Origin of the sequence: Pseudomonas sp. AM14(2022) (genome assembly GCF_036346455.1) — a bacterium.
GTDB classification, from domain to species: domain Bacteria; phylum Pseudomonadota; class Gammaproteobacteria; order Pseudomonadales; family Pseudomonadaceae; genus Aquipseudomonas; species Aquipseudomonas putida_A.
This window is the reverse complement of sequence record NZ_JAOTNY010000005.1, coordinates 328,717-352,491: the sequence shown is the minus strand read 5'-3', so window position 1 is coordinate 352,491 and position 23,775 is coordinate 328,717. Positions and strand designations below refer to the sequence as shown.

At 61.9% G+C, this 23,775-nt stretch carries 17 protein-coding genes and 2 pseudogenes; 14 read left to right on the top strand and 5 right to left on the bottom strand.

Going from position 1 to position 23,775, the window contains the following annotated elements:
* The first annotated feature begins 207 nt into the window (after positions 1 to 207).
* Positions 208 to 4,161 carry a trifunctional transcriptional regulator/proline dehydrogenase/L-glutamate gamma-semialdehyde dehydrogenase gene (putA, locus tag V3W27_RS13505; protein ID WP_330206797.1) on the top strand — a complete coding sequence of 1,318 codons (3,954 nt, stop codon included), beginning with the start codon at positions 208 to 210 and terminating at the stop codon, positions 4,159 to 4,161.
* Positions 4,162 to 4,421: 260 nt separating this feature from the next.
* Positions 4,422 to 6,224: an acyl-CoA dehydrogenase gene (locus tag V3W27_RS13500; RefSeq protein ID WP_330206796.1), complete on the top strand. Its 1,803-nt coding sequence runs from the start codon at positions 4,422 to 4,424 to the stop codon at positions 6,222 to 6,224.
* A 119-nt stretch (positions 6,225 to 6,343) separates the two neighbouring features.
* On the opposite strand, the gene V3W27_RS28200 is transcribed toward V3W27_RS13500, so the two are convergent.
* The 4 genes and pseudogenes from V3W27_RS28200 to V3W27_RS13485 all read right to left on the bottom strand — a co-directional run bounded on the left by V3W27_RS28200 (position 6,344) and on the right by V3W27_RS13485 (position 8,910).
* Positions 6,344 to 7,075 (bottom strand): methyl-accepting chemotaxis protein, encoded by a 732-nt coding sequence (locus tag V3W27_RS28200; RefSeq protein ID WP_442962655.1) that lies wholly within the window; start codon positions 7,073 to 7,075, stop codon positions 6,344 to 6,346.
* Between the two features lie 135 nt (positions 7,076 to 7,210).
* Positions 7,211 to 8,236: pseudogene (locus V3W27_RS28195) on the bottom strand (HAMP domain-containing protein); the annotation flags it as partial.
* A gap of 144 nt (positions 8,237 to 8,380) precedes the next feature.
* Complete coding sequence (locus tag V3W27_RS13490) at positions 8,381 to 8,683, bottom strand: cell division protein ZapA (protein WP_027611351.1); 303 nt, start codon at positions 8,681 to 8,683, stop codon at positions 8,381 to 8,383.
* Positions 8,680 to 8,910: a hypothetical protein gene (locus tag V3W27_RS13485; RefSeq protein WP_003220969.1), complete on the bottom strand. Its 231-nt coding sequence runs from the start codon at positions 8,908 to 8,910 to the stop codon at positions 8,680 to 8,682. Before V3W27_RS13485 ends, V3W27_RS13490 begins: the two co-directional genes overlap by 4 nt.
* A gap of 248 nt (positions 8,911 to 9,158) precedes the next feature.
* Here V3W27_RS13485 and V3W27_RS28190 point away from each other — a divergent pair.
* The 6 genes and pseudogenes from V3W27_RS28190 to trxC all read left to right on the top strand — a co-directional run.
* Positions 9,159 to 9,911: pseudogene (locus V3W27_RS28190) on the top strand (MCP four helix bundle domain-containing protein); the annotation flags it as partial.
* A gap of 30 nt (positions 9,912 to 9,941) precedes the next feature.
* Positions 9,942 to 10,814, top strand: coding sequence for a methyl-accepting chemotaxis protein (locus V3W27_RS28185; RefSeq protein WP_442962654.1), 873 nt, complete (start codon positions 9,942 to 9,944; stop codon positions 10,812 to 10,814).
* 302 nt (positions 10,815 to 11,116) lie between these two features.
* Positions 11,117 to 12,859 (top strand): potassium/proton antiporter, encoded by a 1,743-nt coding sequence (locus V3W27_RS13475; RefSeq protein WP_027611349.1) that lies wholly within the window; start codon positions 11,117 to 11,119, stop codon positions 12,857 to 12,859.
* Positions 12,860 to 12,893: 34 nt separating this feature from the next.
* Positions 12,894 to 16,247 (top strand): mechanosensitive channel MscK, encoded by a 3,354-nt coding sequence (mscK, locus tag V3W27_RS13470; protein ID WP_134785264.1) that lies wholly within the window; start codon positions 12,894 to 12,896, stop codon positions 16,245 to 16,247.
* A gap of 48 nt (positions 16,248 to 16,295) precedes the next feature.
* A complete protein-coding gene (gene selO / locus V3W27_RS13465) occupies positions 16,296 to 17,759 on the top strand; it encodes a protein adenylyltransferase SelO (protein WP_150369499.1) in 1,464 nt (487 codons plus the stop codon).
* 80 nt (positions 17,760 to 17,839) lie between these two features.
* Positions 17,840 to 18,274 (top strand): thioredoxin TrxC, encoded by a 435-nt coding sequence (trxC, locus tag V3W27_RS13460; RefSeq protein ID WP_027611346.1) that lies wholly within the window; start codon positions 17,840 to 17,842, stop codon positions 18,272 to 18,274.
* A 129-nt stretch (positions 18,275 to 18,403) separates the two neighbouring features.
* Here the strand turns inward: trxC and V3W27_RS13455 are convergent, their stop codons facing one another.
* Positions 18,404 to 19,174 (bottom strand): ParA family protein, encoded by a 771-nt coding sequence (locus V3W27_RS13455; RefSeq protein ID WP_007967296.1) that lies wholly within the window; start codon positions 19,172 to 19,174, stop codon positions 18,404 to 18,406.
* Positions 19,175 to 19,536: 362 nt separating this feature from the next.
* Between V3W27_RS13455 and V3W27_RS13450 the strand changes: the two genes are divergently transcribed.
* Genes V3W27_RS13450 through V3W27_RS13425 form a run of 6 tightly spaced genes read left to right on the top strand, consistent with a single transcriptional unit; the run spans position 19,537 to position 23,764 of the window.
* On the top strand, positions 19,537 to 20,256 hold the full coding sequence (locus tag V3W27_RS13450; protein ID WP_103368705.1) for a beta-ketoacyl synthase chain length factor: 720 nt from the start codon (positions 19,537 to 19,539) through the stop codon (positions 20,254 to 20,256).
* A complete protein-coding gene (locus V3W27_RS13445; protein ID WP_150369497.1) occupies positions 20,232 to 21,041 on the top strand; it encodes a lysophospholipid acyltransferase family protein in 810 nt (269 codons plus the stop codon). The genes V3W27_RS13450 and V3W27_RS13445 overlap by 25 nt, the downstream gene beginning before the upstream one ends.
* Positions 21,022 to 21,282 carry a phosphopantetheine-binding protein gene (locus V3W27_RS13440; protein WP_007967290.1) on the top strand — a complete coding sequence of 87 codons (261 nt, stop codon included), beginning with the start codon at positions 21,022 to 21,024 and terminating at the stop codon, positions 21,280 to 21,282. Before V3W27_RS13445 ends, V3W27_RS13440 begins: the two co-directional genes overlap by 20 nt.
* A 9-nt stretch (positions 21,283 to 21,291) precedes the next feature.
* Positions 21,292 to 21,546 (top strand): acyl carrier protein, encoded by a 255-nt coding sequence (locus V3W27_RS13435; RefSeq protein ID WP_003220947.1) that lies wholly within the window; start codon positions 21,292 to 21,294, stop codon positions 21,544 to 21,546.
* Positions 21,543 to 22,088 (top strand): hypothetical protein, encoded by a 546-nt coding sequence (locus tag V3W27_RS13430; protein ID WP_150369496.1) that lies wholly within the window; start codon positions 21,543 to 21,545, stop codon positions 22,086 to 22,088. The genes V3W27_RS13435 and V3W27_RS13430 overlap by 4 nt, the downstream gene beginning before the upstream one ends.
* Entirely contained in the window at positions 22,085 to 23,764 is a 1,680-nt protein-coding gene (locus V3W27_RS13425) for an AMP-binding protein (RefSeq protein ID WP_330206793.1), read from the top strand. The genes V3W27_RS13430 and V3W27_RS13425 overlap by 4 nt, the downstream gene beginning before the upstream one ends.
* Positions 23,765 to 23,775: the final 11 nt, after the last annotated feature.

Genomic DNA, 23,775 nt, shown 5'->3' with positions numbered 1-23,775 from the left:
TTGCTCCCTTTTAGCGCAGTTGCGTCGCTCTGCTAGAAGTAAAAGCACCAAGCAGGAGCGGCACTTCAGTACCAGAAAATAATTCCTGACGAAGCGTTTATTTTTCCGACAAAAAAAGGGTTGCACCCGGTTGCACCTCTTTCGGCGCACGGCTAATCTTGCCGCCAGCTGATGCCACGCAACTGTGGCAACCATGAGGATAAAAATATGGCTACCACCACCCTTGGGGTCAAACTCGATGACCCGACCCGCGAGCGCCTGAAGGCTGCCGCGACCTCGATTGATCGCACACCGCACTGGCTGATCAAGCAGGCAATTTTCAATTACCTAGAAAAACTCGAGGGTGGTGCAACCCTGACCGAGCTGAACGGCTTGACCGCCAAAGACACCGACGATGCCGGTGAAGTCCATACCGATCACGCCCACCAGTGCTTCCTCGAATTCGCTGAAAGCATCCTGCCGCAATCGGTACTGCGCGCATCGATCACCGCTGCTTACCGTCGCCCTGAGCCGGAAGTGGTACCGATGCTGATCGAGCAGGCACGCCTGCCGGCACCGATGGCCGACGCCACCAACAAACTCGCCGCGACCATCGCGGAAAAACTGCGTAACCAGAAAAGTGCCGGCGGTCGTGCAGGCATTGTTCAGGGCCTGCTACAGGAATTTTCCCTGTCGTCCCAGGAAGGCGTGGCCCTGATGTGCCTGGCCGAAGCGCTGCTGCGTATCCCGGACAAAGGCACTCGCGATGCGCTGATCCGCGACAAGATCAGCACCGGCAACTGGCAGCCGCACCTGGGCAACAGCCCGTCGCTGTTCGTCAACGCCGCCACCTGGGGTCTGCTGCTGACAGGCAAGCTTGTTTCCACGCACAACGAAGCCGGCCTGACTTCGTCGCTGAGCCGGATCATCGGCAAGAGCGGCGAGCCGATGATCCGCAAGGGCGTCGACATGGCCATGCGTCTGATGGGCGAGCAGTTCGTCACCGGCGAAACCATCGCCGAAGCGCTGGCCAACGCGAGCAAGTTCGAAGCCAAGGGCTTCCGTTATTCCTACGACATGCTCGGTGAAGCGGCCCTCACCGAACACGATGCGCAGAAGTACCTGGCGTCGTACGAACAAGCCATCCACTCGATCGGCAAAGCCTCCCACGGCCGTGGGATTTATGAAGGCCCGGGCATTTCCATCAAGCTCTCGGCCCTGCACCCGCGTTACAGCCGTGCGCAGTACGAGCGCGTGATGGACGAGCTGTACCCGCGTCTGCTGTCGCTGACCCTGCTGGCCAAGCAATACGACATCGGCTTGAACATCGACGCCGAAGAGGCCGACCGCCTGGAGCTGTCGCTGGATCTGCTTGAGCGCCTGTGCTTCGAACCGCAACTGACCGGCTGGAACGGCATCGGTTTCGTGATTCAGGCGTACCAGAAGCGTTGCCCGTACGTGATCGACTACGTGATCGACCTGGCTCGCCGCAGCCGTCATCGCCTGATGATCCGTCTGGTGAAAGGCGCGTACTGGGACAGCGAAATCAAGCGCGCCCAGGTCGAAGGCCTGGAAGGCTATCCGGTCTACACCCGCAAGGTGTACACCGACGTTTCCTACATCGCCTGCGCGCGCAAACTGCTGTCGGTGCCGGAAGTCATCTACCCGCAGTTCGCCACGCACAACGCCCACACCCTGTCGGCGATTTACCACATTGCCGGTCAGAACTATTACCCGGGCCAGTACGAATTCCAGTGCCTGCACGGCATGGGCGAACCGCTCTACGAGCAAGTTGTAGGCAAAGTTTCCGAAGGCAAGCTGAACCGTCCGTGCCGCGTGTACGCACCGGTCGGTACCCACGAAACCCTGCTGGCGTACCTCGTGCGTCGTCTGCTGGAAAACGGCGCGAACACCTCGTTCGTCAACCGCATTGCCGACCAGTCGATTTCGATTCAGGAACTGGTGGCCGATCCGGTGGCGCAGATCGAGCAGATGGCGACCGTGGAAGGTGGTTTCGGCCTGCCGCACCCACGCATTCCGCTGCCGCGTGACCTGTATGGTTCCGAGCGCGCCAACTCCAGCGGCATCGACATGGCCAACGAACATCGTCTGGCCTCGCTGTCCTGCGCCCTGCTCGCCACTGCGCACAACAACTGGAAAGCCGCGCCGATGCTCGGTTGCGCTTCCAGCAACGAAGCCCCGGCACCGGTGCTGAACCCGGCGGATCACCGCGATGTGGTCGGTCACGTGCAGGAAGCTACCGTCGAAGACGTCGACAACGCGATCCAGTGCGCCCTGAATGCTGCGCCAATCTGGCAGGCTACTCCGCCAGCCGAGCGCGCGGCGATTCTGGAGCGTGCCGCCGACCTGATGGAAGGCGAGATCCAGCCGCTGATGGGCCTGCTGGCTCGTGAAGCCGGCAAGACCTTCGCCAACGCCATTGCTGAGGTGCGTGAAGCGGTCGACTTCCTGCGCTACTACGCGGTGCAGGCACGCAACGACTTCAGCAATGACGCCCACCGCCCACTGGGCCCGGTGGTGTGCATCAGCCCGTGGAACTTCCCGCTGGCCATCTTCAGCGGTCAGGTCGCTGCCGCGCTGGCCGCCGGTAACCCGGTACTGGCCAAACCGGCTGAACAGACTCCGCTGGTCGCCGCGCAAGCCGTGCGCTTGCTGCTGGAAGCCGGGATTCCCGAAGGCGTGCTGCAACTGCTGCCGGGTCGCGGTGAAACCGTCGGCGCCGGTCTGGTCGGTGATGAGCGCGTCAAAGGCGTGATGTTCACCGGTTCCACCGAAGTGGCGCGCCTGCTGCAACGCAATATCGCTGGCCGTCTCGACAGCCAGGGCCGTCCGATTCCACTGATCGCCGAAACCGGCGGGCAGAACGCGATGATCGTCGACTCTTCGGCACTGACCGAACAAGTGGTGATCGACGTGGTGTCCTCGGCCTTCGACAGTGCCGGTCAGCGTTGCTCGGCCCTGCGCGTGCTGTGCCTGCAGGAAGATTCCGCCGACCGTGTCATCGAAATGCTCAAAGGCGCGATGGCTGAAAGCCGCCTCGGCAACCCTGAGCGTCTGTCCGTGGACATTGGCCCGGTGATCGACGCCGAAGCCAAGGCCGGTATCGACAAGCACATCCAGGGCATGCGCGATAAAGGTCGCAGCGTGTACCAGGTGGCTATCGCCGACAGCGAAGAAGTCAAACGCGGCACCTTCGTCATGCCGACCCTGATCGAGCTGGAAAGCTTCGACGAGCTGCAACGCGAGATCTTCGGCCCGGTGCTGCACGTGGTGCGCTACAAGCGCAAGGACATCGACCAGTTGATCGGCCAGATCAATGCGTCCGGTTATGGCCTGACCCTCGGCGTACACACCCGCATCGACGAGACCATCGCCAAGGTGATCGACAACGTCAACGCCGGTAACGTCTACGTCAACCGCAACATCGTCGGTGCCGTGGTCGGCGTGCAGCCATTCGGCGGCGAAGGCCTGTCGGGTACTGGCCCGAAAGCCGGTGGTCCGCTGTACCTGTACCGCCTGCTGTCGACCCGTCCTACTGACGCGATCGAACAATCCTTCGCTCGCGGTGATGCAGCCGTCGCCCCGGACGTGCGTCTGCGTGATGCCATGAGCAAACCGCTGAACGCCTTCAAGGCCTGGGCCGAAAGCAACCAGTACGCCGAACTGAGCAACCTGTGCGTGCAGTACGCCGCGCAATCGCAAAGCGGCATCACCCGCGTGCTGGCCGGCCCGACCGGCGAGAAGAACAGCTACGCGATCCTGCCGCGTGAACACGTGCTGTGCCTGGCCGACGTCGAAGGCGATCTGCTGACTCAACTGGCGGCGGTCTTGGCGGTCGGCGGTTCGGCGGTATGGCCGGAATCCGACATCAGCAAGGCTTTGTTCGCCCGCCTGCCGAAGGACGTTCAGACGCGAATCAAACGGGTTGCCGACTGGCACAAGGATGAAGTGGTGTTTGATGCCGTGCTGCATCACGGCCATTCCGACCAGTTGCGTGGTGTGTGCCAGCAGATTGCCAAACGTGCTGGTGCGATCGTTGGCGTTCAGGGCCTGTCCCAGGGTGAGACCAACATTGCGCTGGAGCGTCTGGTGATTGAGCGGGCATTGAGCGTTAACACCGCGGCGGCGGGGGGTAATGCGAGCTTGATGACTATCGGTTAAACCCGAGAAGTCAGGCAACCGCGATGGTTGCCTGACAATCAAATCCCAATGTGGGAGCGGGCTTGCTCGCGAAGGCGTTGTGTCAGTCGACATCTCCAGTGACTGATCCACCGCATTCGCGAGCAAGCCCGCTCCCACAGTTGTTTTGGGGTGTTTGTTAAGTCGGTGCTCGGCCCTGACATCACCGTTATCAATCATCGTATTCAGTCTTTATCAGCACGCCTAGACTCGGCCCAACCCCAATGTTCAGGTAGGCCGCCATGTCCGAGACGCTGCTCAGTTCCCGCAATCTGGCTTTCGAGCTGTACGAAGTCCTCGATGCCGAGGGCCTGACCCGGCGTGAGCGCTTTGCCGAGCACAACCGTGAGACCTTCGACGCGGCCATCGGCACCGCGCGCAGCATCGCCGAGAAATACTTCGCACCGCACAACCGCAAGGGCGACGAGAACGAGCCGCGCTACGAGAACGGCCAGGCGATGCTGATTCCCGAAGTGAAACCGGCGGTGGACTCGTTTCTTGAGGCGGGTTTCCTCAATGCCGCGCGCAGCTTCGAAGCCGGCGGCATGCAACTGCCGACGCTGCTGTCGCAAGCCTGCTTTGCGCACTTTCAAGCGGCGAACGCGGCGACCACATCCTACCCGTTCCTGACCATGGGCGCGGCCAACCTGATCGAAAGCTTTGGCACCGACGAGCAGAAACAGCGCTTCCTGCAACCGATGATCGACGGCCGTTTCTTCGGCACCATGGCCCTGACCGAACCGCACGCCGGTTCGTCGCTGTCGGATATTCGTACCCGCGCCGAGCCGGCGTCTGACGGCACCTATCGCCTGAAGGGCAACAAGATCTTCATTTCCGGCGGCGATCATCCGCTGTCGGAAAACATCGTGCACATGGTCCTGGCCAAGCTGCCGGACGCGCCGCCGGGGGTGAAGGGCATTTCGCTGTTCATCGTGCCGAAGTTTCTGGTCAATGATGACGGCAGCCTCGGCCAGCGCAACGATGTGCTGCTGGCCGGGCTGTTCCACAAGATGGGCTGGCGCGGCACCACTTCCACCGCGCTGAACTTCGGCGATAACGGCGAGTGCGTCGGCTATCTGGTGGGCAAGCCGCATCATGGCTTGAGCTACATGTTCCAGATGATGAACGAGGCGCGGATTGGCGTCGGCATGGGCGCGGTGATGCTCGGTTACGCCGGTTACCTGTACTCGCTGGAGTACGCCCGCGAACGCCCGCAAGGCCGAGTGCCGGACAGCAAGGATCCGAGCACCGCGCCAGTGGCGATCATTCAGCACGCGGACGTCAGACGCATGCTGTTGACGCAAAAGTCCTACGTCGAAGGGGCGTTTGGCCTCGGCCTGTACGCGGCGCGGCTGTTCGATGACACCACCACGCTGGAAACCGAAGCCGAGCGCAAACAGGCCCACGAGCTGCTGGATTTGCTGACGCCGATCGTCAAATCCTGGCCGTCGGAGTTCTGCCTGAAGGCCAACGAACTGGCGATCCAGATTCTCGGCGGTCACGGTTACACCCGCGAATACCCGGTGGAACAGTACTACCGCGACAACCGCCTGAACCCGATCCATGAAGGCACCCACGGCATTCAGTCGCTGGACTTGCTCGGGCGCAAACTGGCGCAGAACGGCGGCGCCGGATTGAAGCAACTGATCCGTCTGATCGCCAACACCGCCGAGCGCGCGACCGCGCATGAATCGTTGACCGCATTGCGTGAGCCATTGGAGAAACTCGTGGCGCGCCTGCAAGCGGTGACCATCGGCCTGCTCACCGATCTGGCGCAGGGCAAGATCAACAGCAGCCTGGCGAATTCGGCGCTGTATCTGAAAGTGTTCGGGCACACGGTGATTGGCTGGCGCTGGCTGGAGCAGGCGATTCGGGCTGAGGAAGGTTTGGCCAAAGGCAATGCGGCGGATGCTGACTTCTATAAGGGCAAGCTACAGGCGGCGCGGTATTTCCTGACGTGGGAAGTGCCGGGCTGTCACCATGAGCTGGCGTTGCTGGAGGCGCGGGATGACACGTGCCTGGCGATGCAGGATGGGTGGTTCTGATCCGAGTTGTGTGCCGCGGCTGAAATCCAATCGCGAGCAGGCTCACTCCTACAGTTGGAATGCGTTCCTCTGTAGGAGTGAGCCTGCTCGCGATAGCGTCAGTTCAAACAACACATCTCTCAGGACAGCTTGAACCCACCCATCTGCCTTGCCAGATCATCCGCCAGCTTCTGCAACATCTGACAATCCTCACGACACGCCCGCACCTCGCCCGCCGTGGCCCGGGCCAGATCGGAAATCCCCTGTACGTTGCGGTTAATCTCTTCAGTCACCGCCGACTGTTCTTCTGTCGCGGTTGCCACTTGATGGTTCATGTCGCTGATGCGCTCGACCTGCCCGGTAATCGCGGTCAACGACGCGCCGGTACGCTGGCTCGATTCAACCCCGGTGCCGGTCGCCGCCTGCCCGGTGCGCATCGATGACACCGCGTTTTCTGCGCCTTGTTTGAGGCTGCCGATCATTTGCTGGATTTCGTCGGTAGACGCCTGCGTCCTGCGCGCCAAGGTGCGCACTTCATCCGCCACCACGGCAAACCCGCGCCCCATATCACCCGCCCGCGCAGCTTCAATCGCAGCATTGAGCGCCAGCAAGTTGGTCTGCTCGGACACGCCGCGAATCACCGCCAGTACCGAATCGATCGACGCCACCTGATGCGCCAGCTCACCCACCGCGCCCGCCGCCACGCCAATCTCATCGGACATGCTTTCGATATGACGGATCGAGCCGCCGACCACCTCCCGCGCCTGCAGCGCTTCATCGCGAGCAGTTTGTGAAGCCAGCGCGGCGCTGCCAGCGTTCTGGGCGATTTCCTGCACGGTCAGGCCCATCTCATGCACCGCCGTGGCGACCATGTCGGTCATTTCCTGCTGGCGTCCGGAGCGTTCAGCGGTGTTTTCCACCACTTTCGCCACTTGGCCGACTGCCGTGCGCAAGCGCTCGCTGGTGGTCAGCACTTCGCCAATCAGCCCGCGCTGGCTGTCGAGAAAACGGTTGAAGCCGCGCGCGAGATCGCCCAGCTCATCGGCGCGACTGGAATCTAACCGATGGGTCAAATCTCCACCGCCGCTACCGATCGCTACCAGCGCGGCTGTTACCTGACGAATCGGTCGCACCAGCCCTTGGGCCAGCCACACCACCAGCGCCAGGCACACCAGTGCCACCGCCAGACCGATGCCGCCGCTCATCCACATCGCCTTGCGGGCTTCGGCGTAGATCTGCGATTGCGGCACTTCGGCCACCAGCGTCCAGCCCAGATCGCGCAGCGGCAGGCTGAAGGCGAGGAAGTCTTCGCCATCGCGCTGGAAGGAACTGCTGGTGGCAACTTTTTGACCCATGACCGCTTGCGCCGCCGACGCACCGATCTGCTCCGTGAGGGTGCGCTTGCCACTGAACTGCGCTTCGGGATGGACCTGGATCAAACCGTCGGAACGCACGAGATAGACCTTGCCGCGCTCGCCAAAGCTGAAGTTGTGGATCAACTCCGACAGCTCTTTCATGCTTAGGCCGAGCCCCGCGACGCCGACCACTTTGCCGGCCTGCTCGACCTTCAAGTCGATGAACAGTGCCAATTCTCCGGTGGCGCCATCGTTGTCGATGTTCAGGGTGCGCGGCTGATGGCTGTCGAGGAAGGAATAAAACCAGGCATCGGCCGGCTTGGTCCGACTGAGGGTGCGATCCAGGCCTTTTTCGGTGATGTAGTGGTTGGAGTCGGTGCCGATGATCAACGCGGTGAAAGCTTTATGTTCGGCGCGGATGCCCTCCAGATACTGCGCGAAGGCCGCTGTTTTGCTGCTGTCTTCACCCGAGGCCAACCAGTCGCGCACCATGGAATTGCTGGCGATGTCTTTGGCGGCGGTGAGGGGTTGGACGAGGATGCGTTCGATGTCGTTGCGCGTCGCTTCGATGCTCGACGGCAGCGCTTGTTCGACCAGATAGCTCTGGGCGAGGCGGTTGACCACCAGGGTATAAATGCCAACCACGATCAGGATGCTGACCAGCAGGGCGGTGCCCATGCTGAGAATCAGCTGCCATTGAATACTGCGTCGCCACAACTGCATGGAGCACCCCCAAAGAATAAGTGGCCGAAACAATGCAACAGCCGTGCCGATTGTATACAACCTGATCGACAATTTATTCTTTGGTTGTGCGCAACCCCATCAGCCCTGATTGATGGTCTTGGCGATGGTGTCGACCGTGGCGCTGACTTGCTCTTGGTAACGGTCGAGTTCTGCCTGATGCTGCTTCTTCATTTCGATCTGCTGCGAGCACAGGTTCATCGCTGCCAGCACCAGCAAGCGGTCACCGATCAGCGTCGGGTATTTGCGTTTGGTGTCGGCCAGGGCGGCCTTGAGCATCAGTGCGGCGTCCAGCAGGGTCTGTTCTTCCCCGGCCGGTGCCTTGATCGAATAGTCCTCCCCGAGAATGGAGATGACTTTTACCCCTGCGGTGCCGTGGTTCATGCGCTGACAGGGCCTGCGTTGACGCGATCAACCAGAGCCTGGATGCGCGCTGCGGTGGCGCCGTGCTTCTCTTCCTGTTCCATCAGGCTCAGTTGCAGGCTTTCGTTTTCATCCTTGGCCTGGGCCAGTTCCGTGGACAGGGTCTGGTTGGTTTGCGTGAGGGTCTGGTTCTGTTGCACCAGGTCGCTGACGAGCTGTTCCAATTGGCTGAGGGATGCTTCCAACATTTTGATCTTCCAGGCGTTTTTCAAAGGGCGCGTACGATAAAGAAAAGTCACTGCGGATGCCAGGGTTATACCGGCGCAAGGCCTTGATTTTCCTGGCGGCCGACCGTTCTCGCGAGTTTAAAAGACTGTGATCTGCCGATCTGGTTCCTGCACTTCGTCGCTCAGGCCCGTATGCGACAAATACGCACAGTGCCTCAAGACTTTAGTCGTATGACCGATAAGTCATCCATACAGCAGTCTCAGCCCGCATGGATGCGGCCCTTTTTGGTATCCGCGCCATGTCCCTTCGCAATATGAATATCGCCCCCCGGGCGTTCACCGGCTTCGCCCTGATCGGCGGCCTGATGCTGATTCTCGGCGTGTTCGCCCTGAACCAGATGAGCAAAATCCGCGGCGCTGCCGAGGACATCACCAACAGCAGCGTGCCGAGCATCAAGAACCTCGACGAGTTCACCCAACTGACCTTGCGCCTGCGGGTGCTGTCCTACCGCTTGCTGGTCAACCGCGAGCCGGACGTACAGCAGAAGACCATGGAACTGCTGGACACCCGCAACCAGCAGATCCGCGCCGCCCAAACGGCCTATGAGCCGTTGATCAGCGGCCCGCAGGAACGCGCGGCCTACGATCAATATGTGCAGTTGCTCGGCCAGTACCGCCAGATTGAAGACCGGATGAAGAGCCTGTCGCGCAACAATCAGGTGGACGAGCTGCGCAACCTGCTCAACACCGAGTTGCTGAACAACTCCGAAGCGATGAACACCGTGCTCAACCGCCTGATGCAGATCAACGGCGAGCAGATCAGCCAGACCAATCAAGAGGCGGTCGACCAGTATTCCTCGGCGTTCAATCTGGTGGTCACCCTGCTGGTCGTGGCGACCGGCCTGACCTTCCTGTTCGCCTGGCTGCTGACCATCAGCATCACCAAGCCGATTTCCAAAGCGCTGGACGCGGCGGAAACCATCGCCGAAGGCAACCTGACCCAGCCGATCCACGTCGACGGCACCGACGAAGCCGGGCGTCTGCTGGCGGCCATGGCCAAAATGCAATCGAAGCTGCGCGACACCCTGCAGCGCATCTCCGGCTCGGCCACCCAGCTTGCATCTGCAGCGGAAGAACTGAACAGCGTCACCGACGAAAGCGCCCGTGGCCTGACCCAGCAGAACAACGAAATCGAGCAGGCCGCCACCGCCGTCAACGAGATGACCAGCGCCGTGGAAGAAGTCGCCCGCAATGCCGTGAGCACTTCGGAAGCCTCGCAGAACGCCACCACCTCGGCGGGTGATGGCCGTGATCTGGTACAGGAAACCGTCAGCGCCATCGAACGCATGAGCGCCGATGTGCAGAGCACTGCGACCCTGATCGGCGATCTGGCGAATGAATCCCGTGACATCGGCAAGGTGCTGGACGTGATTCGTGGTCTGGCGGATCAGACCAACCTGTTGGCCCTGAATGCGGCGATCGAAGCGGCGCGTGCCGGTGAAGCCGGTCGCGGTTTTGCCGTGGTGGCGGACGAGGTTCGTGCCTTGGCCCATCGCACCCAGCAGTCGACAAGCGAAATCGAACGCATGATCGGCAGCATCCAGAGCGGCACCGAACACGCCGTGGATTCGATGCGCAACAGCACCGAGCGCGCCGAATCGACGCTGAACATCGCGCGGGGTGCCGGGATGTCGCTGGACACCATCAATACCGCGATCGTCGAGATCAACGAGCGCAATCTGGTGATCGCCAGCGCCGCTGAAGAACAGGCACAAGTGGCCCGCGAAGTGGATCGCAACCTGGTGAACATCCGCGACCTGTCGGTGCAATCGGCTACCGGCGCGAATCAGACCAGTGCGGCGAGCAACGAGCTGTCGCGCCTGGCGCTGGATCTGAACAATATGGTTGGGCGGTTCAGCCTTTAAGCACGCAGCTCTCATGCTAAAGGCGCTCCCTGTGGCGAGGGAGCTTGCTCCCGCTCGGCTGCGAAGCAGTCGCTGATCCAGCCAACTTGTTTATCCTGATAAACCGCAGCATCTGCATTTGGGGGCGCTGCGCGCCCCAGCGGGAGCAAGCTCCCTCGCCACAGTCATCACATGCCGCACCTCCTGCGTGAGCACGCTGTAAAAAGCTTTTTGACAGCATCACATTTCAACAGGTTAGAATCGCTGGCACGCAGACTGCATGGTCAGTTTGTGCCCGTCTTTACGCTTCTGGAGTACTGCCTTTGAATGCGACGACCATCAACAGCCTGTTCTTGATCGGCGCGTTGCTGGTAGGTGCGAGCATTCTTGTCAGCTCACTTTCCTCCCGTCTCGGCATCCCCATTCTGGTGATCATCCTCGCGGTCGGCATGACCGCCGGGGTCGATGGCGGCGGGATCATTTTCGATAACTACCCGACGGCCTATCTGGTCGGCAACCTCGCACTGGCGGTGATCCTCCTCGACGGCGGCTTGCGCACCCGCGTTTCGAGTTTCCGCGTGGCCTTGTGGCCGGCGCTGTCGCTAGCGACGGTCGGGGTGTTGATCACCACCGGGCTGACCGGCATGGCGGCGGCGTGGCTGTTCGACCTGAACCTGATCCAGGGCCTGCTGATCGGCGCCATTGTCGGCTCGACGGACGCCGCCGCAGTGTTCTCGCTGCTCGGCGGCAAGGGCCTCAACGAACGGGTGACCGCCAGCCTGGAAATCGAATCCGGCAGCAACGACCCGATGGCGGTGTTTCTCACCGTGACCCTGATCGACATGCTCGCCAGCGGCCAGACCGGCCTGCACTGGAGCCTGTTGACCCACCTGATCCGCGAGTTCGGCATCGGCGGCGTGATCGGCCTCGGCGGTGGCTGGCTGATGCTGCAACTGGTCAACCGGATCAACCTCGCCACCGGCCTCTATCCGATCCTGGTGATCGCCGGCGGTCTAGTGGTGTTCGCCCTGACCAACGCCCTGCACGGCAGCGGTTTCCTCGCGGTGTACCTGTGCGGTCTGGTGATCGGTAACCGCCCGGTGCGCAGCCGTCACGGCATTCTGCACATGCTCGATGGCATGGCGTGGCTGGCACAGATCGGCATGTTCCTCGTGCTGGGGCTGCTGGTCACTCCGCATGACTTGCTGCCGATCGCCCTGCCCGCTCTTGGCTTGGCGCTGTGGATGATTCTGTTCGCCCGGCCGCTGTCGGTACTGGTCGGCCTGCTGCCGTTCAAGGCGTTCCACGGCCGCGAAAAAGCGTTTATTTCCTGGGTCGGGTTGCGCGGCGCGGTACCGATCATTCTCGCGGTGTTCCCGCTGATGGCCGGGTTGCCGAATGCGCAGCTGTATTTCAACCTCGCGTTCTTCATCGTGCTGGTGTCGCTGCTGGTGCAAGGCACAAGCCTGCCATGGGTGGCCAAACTGTTGAAGGTGACGGTCCCGCCGGAGCCGGCGCCGATTTCCCGTTCGGCACTGGAAGTGCACATCACCAGCGAGTGGGAGCTGTTCGTGTACAAGCTCGGCGCCGAGAAATGGTGCATCGGTTCGCCCCTGCGCGAGCTGAAAATGCCCGAAGGCACACGTATCGCCGCCCTGTTTCGTGGCCAGCAACTGCTCCATCCGTCGGGTAGTACGGTGCTGGAAGTCGATGATTTGCTGTGTGTTATCGGCCATGAACACAACTTGCCAGCACTCGGAAAACTGTTCAGCCAGGCACCGCAACGCGGTCTGGATCTGCGCTTCTTCGGCGACTTCGTGCTCGAAGGAGACGCCCAGCTTAAAGCGGTTGCAGCGCTTTACGGGTTACCGGCCGAGGGCATCGATCCGGACATGACCCTGGGTGCGTTCATTGCCCACAAGGTCGGGGGGGCACCGATCGTTGGCGACCAGGTGGAGTGGAACAACACTCACTGGACGGTCGCGGTCATGGACGGGAACAAGATCGGCAAAGTGGGCGTCAGATTCCCCGAAGGAAGTCGCCCGGGCCCCGGTCTCTTCCTCTAAACTGCGTCCACTCTCACTTGCTTGACCGGTCTCTATGCCTACCCTGCGCTCCTTCTTTTTCGCGGCCCTGCTGGGCCTGAGTCTTTCCGTCGGCCCGCTCTACGCCGCCGAACCGCCGTCCAGCGAAGCCGTGCAGGCCAGCCTCGACAAACTGGCCGACAGCAAACTGCCGGATGCCGACAAAAAGAGCCTGCAGACTGTCCTGCAAACCACGCTCAATCAACTCAACAGCCGGCGTGATTACGACCAGAAGCTGATCGACCTCAAGCAGCAACTGGCCTCCGCCCCTCGGCAGACCATCGAGAACACCCGCGAACTGACGCGCCTCAAGGCCACGCCAGTGGTGCCGGTGGCGCAGCGCTTCACCAAAGAGTCGATCCAGCAATTGGAGCAGATCCTCACCGATCGCTCGACCCAGCAGAGCGACCTGCAAAAGGCCTTGGCCGATGCCAACAGCCTGATCATCACTGCCCAGACCCGTCCCGAGCGGGCGCAGGCGGAAATCTCTGCCAGCCAGACGCGCATCCAGCAGATCAACAACATCCTCAAGTCCGGCAAGGACGCGGGCAAGACCGTCAGCGCCGAGCAGCGCGACCAGTTGAACGCCGAGCTCGCCGCGTTGAACTCACTGATTCCGCTGCGCCGCCAGGAACTGGCGGGCAACAGCCAGCTGCAGGATCTGGGCAACAGTCAGCACGACCTGCTCTCGGAGAAATCCGACCGTCTCGATCGCGAGATCCAGGAGCTGCAGACCCTGATCAACCAGAAGCGTCTGGCGCAATCTCAGGAAACTGTCACTCAGCAGTCGATCGAGGCGCAGAAGGCCGGCGGCAGCAGCCTGCTCGCCACCGAAAGTGCGGCCAACCTCAAGCTCTCCGATTACCTGCTCAAAAGCACCGACCGCCTCAACGAAGTCACTCAACAGAACCTGCAGACCAAACAGCAACTCGACAGCCTGACCCAAAGCGATTCGGCCCTCGACGAGCAGATCAACGTGCTCAAGGGCAGTCTGCTGCTGTCGAAGATTCTCTATAAGCAGAAACAGGCGCTGCCCCGGCTCAAGGTCGACCGCGATCTGGCGGACCAGATTGCCGACATTCGCCTGTATCAGTTCGAAGTCAGCCAGCAGCGCGAACTGCTGAGCAATCCGGCGACCTACGTCGACAATCTGCTCTCCACCCAGCCGCCGGAACAAGTCACCCCGCAGTTGCGCAAGAGCCTGATGGAACTGGCCAACACCCGCGCCGACCTGCTGGAGCGCCTGAACCGCGAACTGAGCGCGGTGCTCAACGAATCGATCACCCTGCAACTCAACCAGAAACAACTGCTGAGCACTGCTCAAAGCCTGCGCGCGACCCTTGACGAGCAGATGTTCTGGATCCCCAGCAACAAGCCGCTGGACGCGGAATGGATTCGCGGCGTGCCAGAGCGGCTCAAGCGCCAGATCGACACCCTGCCGCTGGCCTCAAGCCTGAGCGAGCTGACCGACGGCCTGACCCAGCGCCCGCTGCTGTTCCTGCCGCTGGCCTTGCTGATCGGCGCTCTGCTGTGGCGGCGCAAGGCGCTTTATGCGCGCCTGAACAAGGTTCACCAGGACATCGGGCACTTCAAGCGTGACAGCCAGTGGCATACGCCCCAGGCGATTCTGATCAATATTCTGCTGGCGATGCCGGTAGCGCTGGGCCTGGGCCTGTGCGGCCTGGCCTTGCAGATCGACGCCCGCGGGCAAAACGCCAACATGGGCGCGGCGTTGCTGCAGATGGGCCAGGCGTGGCTGGTGTTCTACACCGCTTACCGGATTCTCTCGCCGGGCGGCGTGGCCGAACTGCATTTCCGCTGGGACAAACCGCAGGTCGAGTTCCTTCAAGGCTGGATCCGCCGCCTCGGGCTGGTGGTGATGGCGCTGGTGACCGTGGTGGCGGTGGCCGAATTGCAACCGGCAGCGCTGGCTGACGACGTGCTCGGCATGCCGGTGGTATTGACCTGCTACGCCCTGATGGCGTGGCTGCTCAGCCGTCTGCTGATCAGCAGTCCGGCCCACGAAAACACCTCATTGTTCCGAAGGGCCGTGGGCGTGATGTTCACCCTGCTGCCAATCGCCCTGTTCGTCGCGGTGTGCTTCGGCTACTACTACACCGCGCTGAAACTCAGCGACCGGTTGATCAACACCCTGTACCTGCTGATGTTCTGGCTGGTGATCGAGGCTACCTTCGTCCGTGGTCTGGCGGTCGCCGCACGCCGCCTGGCCTATCAGCGCGCCCTGGCCAAACGTCAGGCGGCGAAAGAGGCCGGCGACGGCGAAGCGGTGATCGAAGAGCCGACCCTGGACATCGAAAAGGTCAACGAACAGTCGCTGCGCCTGATCCGTCTGGCACTGCTCGGCGGTTTCATCGCCGCGCTGTACTGGGTCTGGGCCGACCTGATCTCGGTCTTTTCGTACCTCGACAACATCACCCTCTACGAATACACCAGCGGCACTGGCGCCAACATGAGCATGGTGCCGATCAGCATCGGCGACATGCTCGGCGCGTTGATCATCATCGGCATCACCTTCGCCCTGGCCCGCAACCTGCCGGGTCTGCTCGAAGTGTTCGTGCTGTCGAAACTCAATCTGGCGCAGGGCAGCGCCTATGCGACCACGACGCTGCTGTCTTACGTGATCGCCGGCGTCGGTTTTGTCTCGACCCTGTCGACCCTCGGCGTCAGCTGGGACAAGTTGCAGTGGCTGGTGGCAGCGCTGTCGGTCGGCCTCGGTTTCGGTATGCAGGAGATCTTCGCCAACTTCATCTCCGGCATCATGATCCTGTTCGAGCGTCCGGTGCGGATCGGCGACACCATCACCATCGGCAACCTGTCGGGCACGGTGAGCAAGATCCGCATCCGCGCCACGACCATCACCGATTTCGACCGCAAGGACATCATTGTCCCGAACAAGACGTTCATCACCGGGCAACTGATCAACTGGTCGCTGACCGACACCATCACCCGCGTCACCCTGAAACTCGGTGTGGATTACGGCTCCGACCTGGATCTGGTCAAGGAACTGCTTCTCAAGGCCGCCCGGGAAAACCCGCGCGTCCTCAAGGAACCCGAGCCGCACGTGTACTTCCTCAACTTCGGCGAAAGCACCCTCGACCACGAATTGCGCATGCATGTGCGCGACCTCGGTGACCGCAACCCGGTGATCGACGAAGTGAACCGCTTCATCAACCGCGAGTTCAAGAAGCAGCACATCAACATCTCGTTCCGCCAGATGGAGGTGTACCTGAAGAACCTCCACGGTCAGGAATACAAGTTGGTGCCGATCGAGGACGAGAACAAAACCATCGTTCCGATCGACGCCGAGCAAAAGCCGCTGCAAGAGCCGCCGCCGGCCAAACTCGACTAACCGGTCTGATCCCAGCAGAATGCTCGGACATTCTGCTGGAGCCGGCCCTTGAAAGCCCTCGACGAACTGACCTTCGACAATCGCTTCGCCCGCCTCGGCGATGCGTTCTCCGCCCACGTGCTGCCCGAGCCGATCGACAACCCGCGTTTGGTCGTCGCCAGCCCGGCGGCCCTGGCCTTGCTCGATCTTGATCCGGCAACCGCTGAGACTCAGGAATTTGCTGAACTGTTCGGCGGCTACAAGTTGTGGGCCGATGCCGAACCACGAGCGATGGTCTATTCCGGGCATCAGTTCGGCGGCTACACGCCACAACTGGGTGATGGTCGCGGGCTGTTGCTTGGCGAGGTCTACAACAACGCCGGCGAACACTGGGACCTGCATCTGAAGGGCGCCGGGCAGACGCCGTTTTCGCGCATGGGCGATGGCCGCGCGGTGTTGCGTTCGTCGATCCGCGAATTCCTTGCCTCCGAAGCGCTGCACGCGCTGAACATCCCGTCTTCACGTGCCGCCTGCGTGATTGGCTCCGACACTCCGGTGTGGCGCGAAAAGCAGGAACGCGCGGCGATGGTGCTGCGTCTGGCGCCAAGCCATGTGCGCTTCGGCCACTTCGAATACTTCTACTACACCAAGCGTCCCGAGCAGCAGAAGCAACTCGGCGAGCACGTGCTGGCGATGCATTATCCCGAATGCCTGGAGCAGCCGGAGCCGTATCTGGCGATGTTCCGCGAGATCGTCGAGCGCAATGCCGAACTGATCGCCAAGTGGCAGGCCTATGGCTTCTGTCACGGGGTGATGAACACCGACAACATGTCGATCCTCGGCATCACCTTCGACTTCGGCCCGTTCGCCTTCCTCGACGATTTCGACGCCAACTTCATCTGCAACCACTCGGATGATCAGGGCCGCTACTCGTTCAGCAACCAGGTGCCGATTGGCCAGTGGAACCTCAGCGCTCTGGCCCAGGCCCTGACGCCGTTCATCAGCGTCGAAGCCCTGCGCGAAACCCTCGGTTTGTACCTGCCGTTGTTCCAGGCGCACTACCTCGACCTGATGCGCCGCCGCCTCGGCTTCACCAGCGCCGAGGATGACGACCAGAGGCTGCTCGAAGACCTGCTGCAACTGATGCAGAACAGCGGCGTCGACTACACCTTGTTCTTCCGCCATCTCGGTGAGGAGTCCGCAGAACAGGCTGTCGCCCGCTTGCGCGATGACTTCGTCGACATCAAAGGCTTCGATGCCTGGGGCGAGCGCTACGTGGCACGGGTTGCCCGCGATGGCGACAGCGATCAGGAACAGCGCCGTGCACGGATGCACGCAGTCAATCCGCTGTACATCCTGCGCAACTATCTGGCGCAAAAAGCCATCGACGCCGCCGAACAAGGCGACTACTCCGAAGTACGCCGCCTGCATGCGGTGCTGAGCAAACCGTTCGACGAGCAGCCGGGGATGGAAGGTTATGCCGAGCGGCCGCCGGAGTGGGGCAAGCATCTGGAGATCAGTTGTTCGTCTTGAGGCTCCGGATTCAACCTTGATAAACGCCTCGTACGACTCCAGATCAGTCGTACGAGATATCAACTTAAACCGAGCCCGTCATGACCACTCCACTCCTCATCCCCTGCCCCGCCTGCAACGGCCTCAACCGCATCCCCGCCGAACGCTTGGGCGATCAACCGAAATGCGGGCGCTGCAAGTCCGCGGTGCTGTTGAGCAAGCCGTTCGAACTCAAGCAAGGCGATTACGCCAGCCAGATCAAAGGGGATCTGCCGTTGTTGGTGGATGTGTGGGCGGACTGGTGTGGGCCGTGCAAGTCCTTTGCGCCGGTATTCGAGCAGGCGGCCGCGCAGTTGGCGGGCAAGTGCCGCTTGGCCAAGCTCGACAGCGAGGCCAATCAGCAGTTGTCGGCGCAGTTGGGGATCCGTTCGATTCCGAGCCTGATTCTGTTCAAGAACGGGCGGGAGGTGGCGCGCCAGAGCGGGGCGTTTCCGTTGCCACAGTTGATGGCGTGGTTGCGTAGCCAGGGCATCTGACCCAACACAGATTCAATTGTAGGAGTGAGCCTGCTCGCGATGGCGTCTTTTCAGGCAACTCAGATGCTCGCAGAGAGGACGCCATCGCGAGCAGGCTCACTCCTACAGGGGATCTGAGTAGCTCAGGGGTCAGTGGTCTTCGAGCAGGTTGTGCAGCTCAACGAACTGCTGCGTCAGCTTGTGCCGAGGATCGAGGTGGATCAGCGGGGTGCTGGCCTGGTGCGACTCACGCATGCGCACCGAGCTGTTCAGATACACCGGCAGCACCGGCAAGCCCTCGGCAATCAGCTCATCGAGGATCTGCTGCGGCAGGCTGGCCCGGGCCTGGAACTGGTTGACCACGATGCCTTCGACTTCCAGACCTTCGTTGTGGTCCTCCTTCAACTCTCCGATCTCCGCCAGCAGGCCGTACAGCGCCTGCCGCGAGAAGCTGTCGCAATCGAAGGGAATCAGCACACGATCGGCGGCGATCAACGCCGACACTGCATAGAAATTCAGTGCGGGCGGGGTATCGAGATAAATCCGGTCGTATTCGCCATCCAGCTCATCGAGCAATTTGCGCAGCTTGTTGATCTTGTGCTTGGCCTCGAGCTTGGGCTGCAGATCGGCCAGCTCAGCGGTAGCGGTGATGATGTGCAGGTTGTCGAACGGGGTTTCGTAGATGTCGGCCTGGTTTTTCTTCGAGAACGGCCCTGATGACAAGGTTTGCTTGAAGAAGTCGGCAATGCCCATCGGTATGTCATCGCCGGTGAGCCCCGTCAGGTACTGAGTGGAGTTGGCCTGGGCATCGAGGTCGACCAACAGCGTGCGATAGCCCTCGCTGGCACTCACCGCTGCCAGATTGCAGGCAATGCTGGATTTGCCCACGCCACCTTTCTGATTGAACACCACGCGCCGCATGACAAAACCTCCGTGTATCAAAGAATGACCGAGTGTAGTTGCCTGTGCGTGCGCTTCGCTACCTTCAACGACGCGGACTACAGAGTCAGGCGCAAAAATCAGCGGGCACAGCGGGCAAAAACCTCCCGAGTGCGCTGATATGCCCGACAGACAAATCCCGCACGATCCGGATAATGGCCAAATGACAGTTTTTCCACGAACCACTCAGTACATTTCGTTGCGCAAAACGTAACCAACATTTGCTACACACTCGTCGCACCGGGATAATGCGCGCCACCCGGCGCCCAGCGCCACCTCAGGTCAGCCGTGGCTTTGGCGACCCAAAGCGTCATAAAAAGCCCGCAGGGGCGGGATGAACATCCGTGATTAACTTCAACATCGCCCAATGGCGCGCGTGGGCCCCGGGGCTCGACAGCGTGGACGCGTGGCAGGCCTGGAGCCGACAACCGGTCGTACTCCCGAGCAGCGATGCCGCGCCCGATGTGTCGTTTCTGCCAGCCATGCAGCGCCGACGCCTCAGCCGTCTGGCGCGGATGGCGTTCAGTGTCGGCTGGCCGCTGGCCGACGGACGGGAGAACCTGCCGCTGGTGTTTGTTTCGCGCCACGGCGAAACCCCGCGTACCTTCGAGATCCTCAGTGATCTGGCCAAGGACGAGCCGTTGTCGCCGACCCAGTTCAGCCTGTCGGTGCACAACGCGATCATTGGTCTGTGGTCGATCATGCGCGGTGAAACCAGCGAAATGACTGCACTGGCGGCCGCAGGCGATGGCCTGGAACACGGCATCATCGAAGCCTCCGCCCTGCTCGCTGAAGGCGCTCCCGCGGTGCTGCTGATCATCACCGAAGAACAGCCGCCCGAGGCCTATTCGCAGTGGGTCGACGACGTGCCGTTCCCTTATGCGCTGGGTCTGCTGCTCACCCCCGGTACCGACTGGCGGCTGACCCTGAACAGCGGCCAGGAAACAGTGTCCAAAGCGCACTGGCCCCACGCGCTGAATCTGTTGCGCGCCCTGCTCGGTCAGCAAACCCATTGCCAACATGCCTGGAAAAATCGTGTATGGACCTGGCAACGCAACCCGTGACCGAGAAGAACCGCGACGCCTATTACTGGCGCTTGCTGGCCACCGCCGCCAGTTTCACCCTGTTCGGGCTCGGCGGGCTGTGCCTGCGCTTGCTGGTATTTCCGCTGCTCGGCTGTCTGCCGGGTGACGCGCTCAGGCATCGTCAACGCGCACGGCAAACCGTCAGTCGGCTGTTCTGGTTTTTCGTGCGGTTCATGGCCCGCACCGGTGTGCTGACTTATGACATTCAAGGGGCCGAACGCCTCGGGCGTCCAGGGCAGATGATCATCGCCAACCACCCGTCGCTGATCGACGTGGTGTTCCTGATCGGCCTGGTGCGCCAGGCCAATTGCGTGGTGAAGAAAACCCTGTGGGAAAACCCCTTCACCCGCGGCCCGCTGCGCAGTACCGAATACATCAGCAACGACGGCAGCATGGACATGCTCGACGCTGCCGCCGAGTCCCTGCAAAACGGCCAGACGCTGATCATTTTCCCCGAGGGCACGCGCACTCAACCCGGCCAGGCGCCAGCCTTTCATCGGGGGGCTGCGGCGATTGCCCTGCGCGGTGCGAAAATCCTTACGCCAGTGGTCATCAAGGTCAGCCCGACTACCCTGACCAAGGCCGAACCCTGGTATCGCATCCCCCACCGCCGCGTGCACTTCAGTTTTCGTGTCGGGGCCGATATAGATCCACAGACTTTCGCCACGCAAGGCCCGGCACCGCAGGCCTCGCGCAAGCTCAATGATTATTTGCACTCTTACTACATTAAGGAGCTCGCCGAAGATGAGCGATCTGCACCGTGAAATAAAACTGCTGATCATCGACGCCCTGGGCCTCGAAGACATCAGCGTCGACGACATCGGCGACGAGCAGACGCTGTTCGGCGAAGGCCTGGGCCTGGATTCGGTCGACGCACTGGAACTGGGTCTGGCGATCCAGAAAAAGTATGGTATCAAGATCGACGCCGACGCCAAAGACACCCGTAACCACTTCACCAATGTGGCGAGCCTTGCGGCGTTCGTCACGGCAAAACAGGCAGCTTGAGACCGGACCATGCAAACTCGTGACGACATTTTCAACACCCTGCGCGATGCCTTGGTCGAGCTGTTCGAACTGGATCCGGCGCGGATCAGCCTGGAGTCCAACCTGTATCAGGATCTGGAGATCGACAGCATCGACGCGGTCGACCTGATCGATCACATCAAACGCCAGACCGGCAAGAAAATCGCCGCCGAAGAATTCAAATCGGTGCGCACCGTCGGTGACGTGGTCGAGGCGGTCTACCGTCTGGTTCAACCGGCCGCATGAGCCGATTGATCGGCCTCGGCCTGCTGCTGGCGGGGCTGCTGTACCCCTTTGCGGTGTATTTCGGCATGGAGCACTTCGCCCCGTGGCAGTTCGGACTGCTGCTGGGCGGGCTGTGGCTGGCGCGCGCGCTGACCGGCGAGCGCGAACCCGGCAGCCGCTGGATGGCCTGCGTAGCGATCGTGTTCTGCCTGCTGCTGGCGCTGTTCGACAGTCCGCTGTTGCTGCGCTGGTATCCGGTGCTGATCAGCGGCTTCATGCTGGTGCTGTTCAGCCTGAGCCTGAAATACGGGCCGCCGATGGTCGAGCGTCTGGCGCGATTGCGCGAGCCGCAATTGCCGCCCGAAGCGATCCGCTACACCCGCCAGGTCACGGTGGCCTGGAGCGTGTTTTTCTTCTGCAACGGTTTGTGCGCCGCGCTCCTGACCCTGTGGGCGCCGCTGCATTGGTGGATGTTGTACACCGGCCTGATCTCCTACGGATTGATCGGCCTGATGTTTGCCATTGAATGGCTGATACGACAACGGGTAAGAGGCCGTAAATGAACTGGATAAAACTTGAGCAACTGTTGCTCAAGGCCCTGCCGGAGCGCGCGATCAGCGCCGCCCCGGCGCTCGACCACACGCAACTGCGCGAGCAGGCGCTGAGCGTTGCCGCCGGCCTGCAGGCACGCGGCGTGCAGCGCATGGCGGTGCATCTGGAAGATGCCGCCGACCTCGCCATCGCCCTGCTCGGCGCCTGGCGCGCGGGCGTCGCCGTCCTGCTGCCCTCCGACCTGCAAGCGCAGACCCGCCAGCGCTGGTCGAGTGAGGTCGATCTGTGGTTGAGCGATCACCCCGATGATGCTCACTTGAGCGATCTGCTGCAGCCGGCCCTGCCCGGTGCTGAACTCGACCTCGAGCAGTGCCGCCTGAGCCTGTGCACCTCCGGCTCCAGCGGCGAGCCCAAGCGTATCGACAAGACCCTGCGCCAACTGGCCAACGAGGTCGAGGCACTGGAGCAACTGTGGGGCGCGGATCTGGGTGAAGCCTGGATCATCGGCAGCGTCGCCACCCAGCACATCTACGGGTTGCTGTTCCGGGCGCTGTGGCCGCTGTGCGCCGGACGTCCGTTCGTGCGCAGGCAACTGGCGTTTCCGGAAGACCTGCAGCGCGCCAGCCGCGAACACCCGGCCTTCGCCTGGGTCGGCAGCCCGGCACTGCTCAAACGCATGGGCGACAACCTCGACTGGCCGGCCCTGAGCGCCGTGCGCCGGGTGTTTTCCTCCGGCGGCGCTTTACCCGCAGACGCGGCACAGAGCCTGCAGCAACGCCTGCAACAGTGGCCGACCGAAATCCTCGGCAGCTCGGAAACCGGCGGTATCGCCTGGCGTCAGGGCGCCAGTCTGTGGCAGCCCTTCGCCGGGGTTGAGCTAAGCCAGGACAGCGACGGCGCCCTGCTGATCGCTTCTCCCTATCTGCCGGCCGGGCATGTCGAACATACCGCCGATGCCGTGCGCATCGCCGCCGACGGACGTTTCGAACTGCTCGGGCGGCTGGACCGCATCGTCAAACTCGAAGAGAAGCGTATCTCCCTGCCGATGCTCGAACAGGCACTGGTCGCCCACGAGTGGGTCGCCGAAGCACGGCTGGGCGTGGTTCAGGAAAACCGCGCGGTACTTGGCGCCTTGCTGGTGCTCAGCGACGCCGGCCTGTTTGCCTTGCGCGAACACGGTCGTCGCAGCCTGACCGAAGCCCTGCGCAAACACCTGAGTCAGCATTGCGAAGCCCTGGCCTTGCCCCGGCGCTGGCGTCTGGTGCGGCAACTGCCGCTGAACAGCCAGGGCAAGCTGCCGCAGGCCGACATCGAAGCGCTGCTGCTGGCGCCACGGCCGAAAGCCCCGGAAGTGCTGGAGCAGGTTGAAACCGACGGCGAGTGGAGCCTGCAACTGGGTGTTCCGCCGGACCTGGCCTATTTCAGCGGCCACTTCCCCAAGGCCCCGGTGCTGCCCGGCGTGGTGCAAGTCGAATGGGCGCTGAACCTTGGCCGACATCTGCTGAACCTGTCTGGCAAATTTGCCGGCATGGAAGTGCTGAAATTCCAGCAACTGGTGCGCCCGGGCGATGAAATCCAGCTGCACCTGCGTTTCGATCCCGAGCGCGGCAAACTGTATTTCGCCTACCGTAACGACACCGCGACCTGCTCCAGCGGGCGAATCCTCCTGGGAACTGCCGATGCATAACCTGTGGCGAG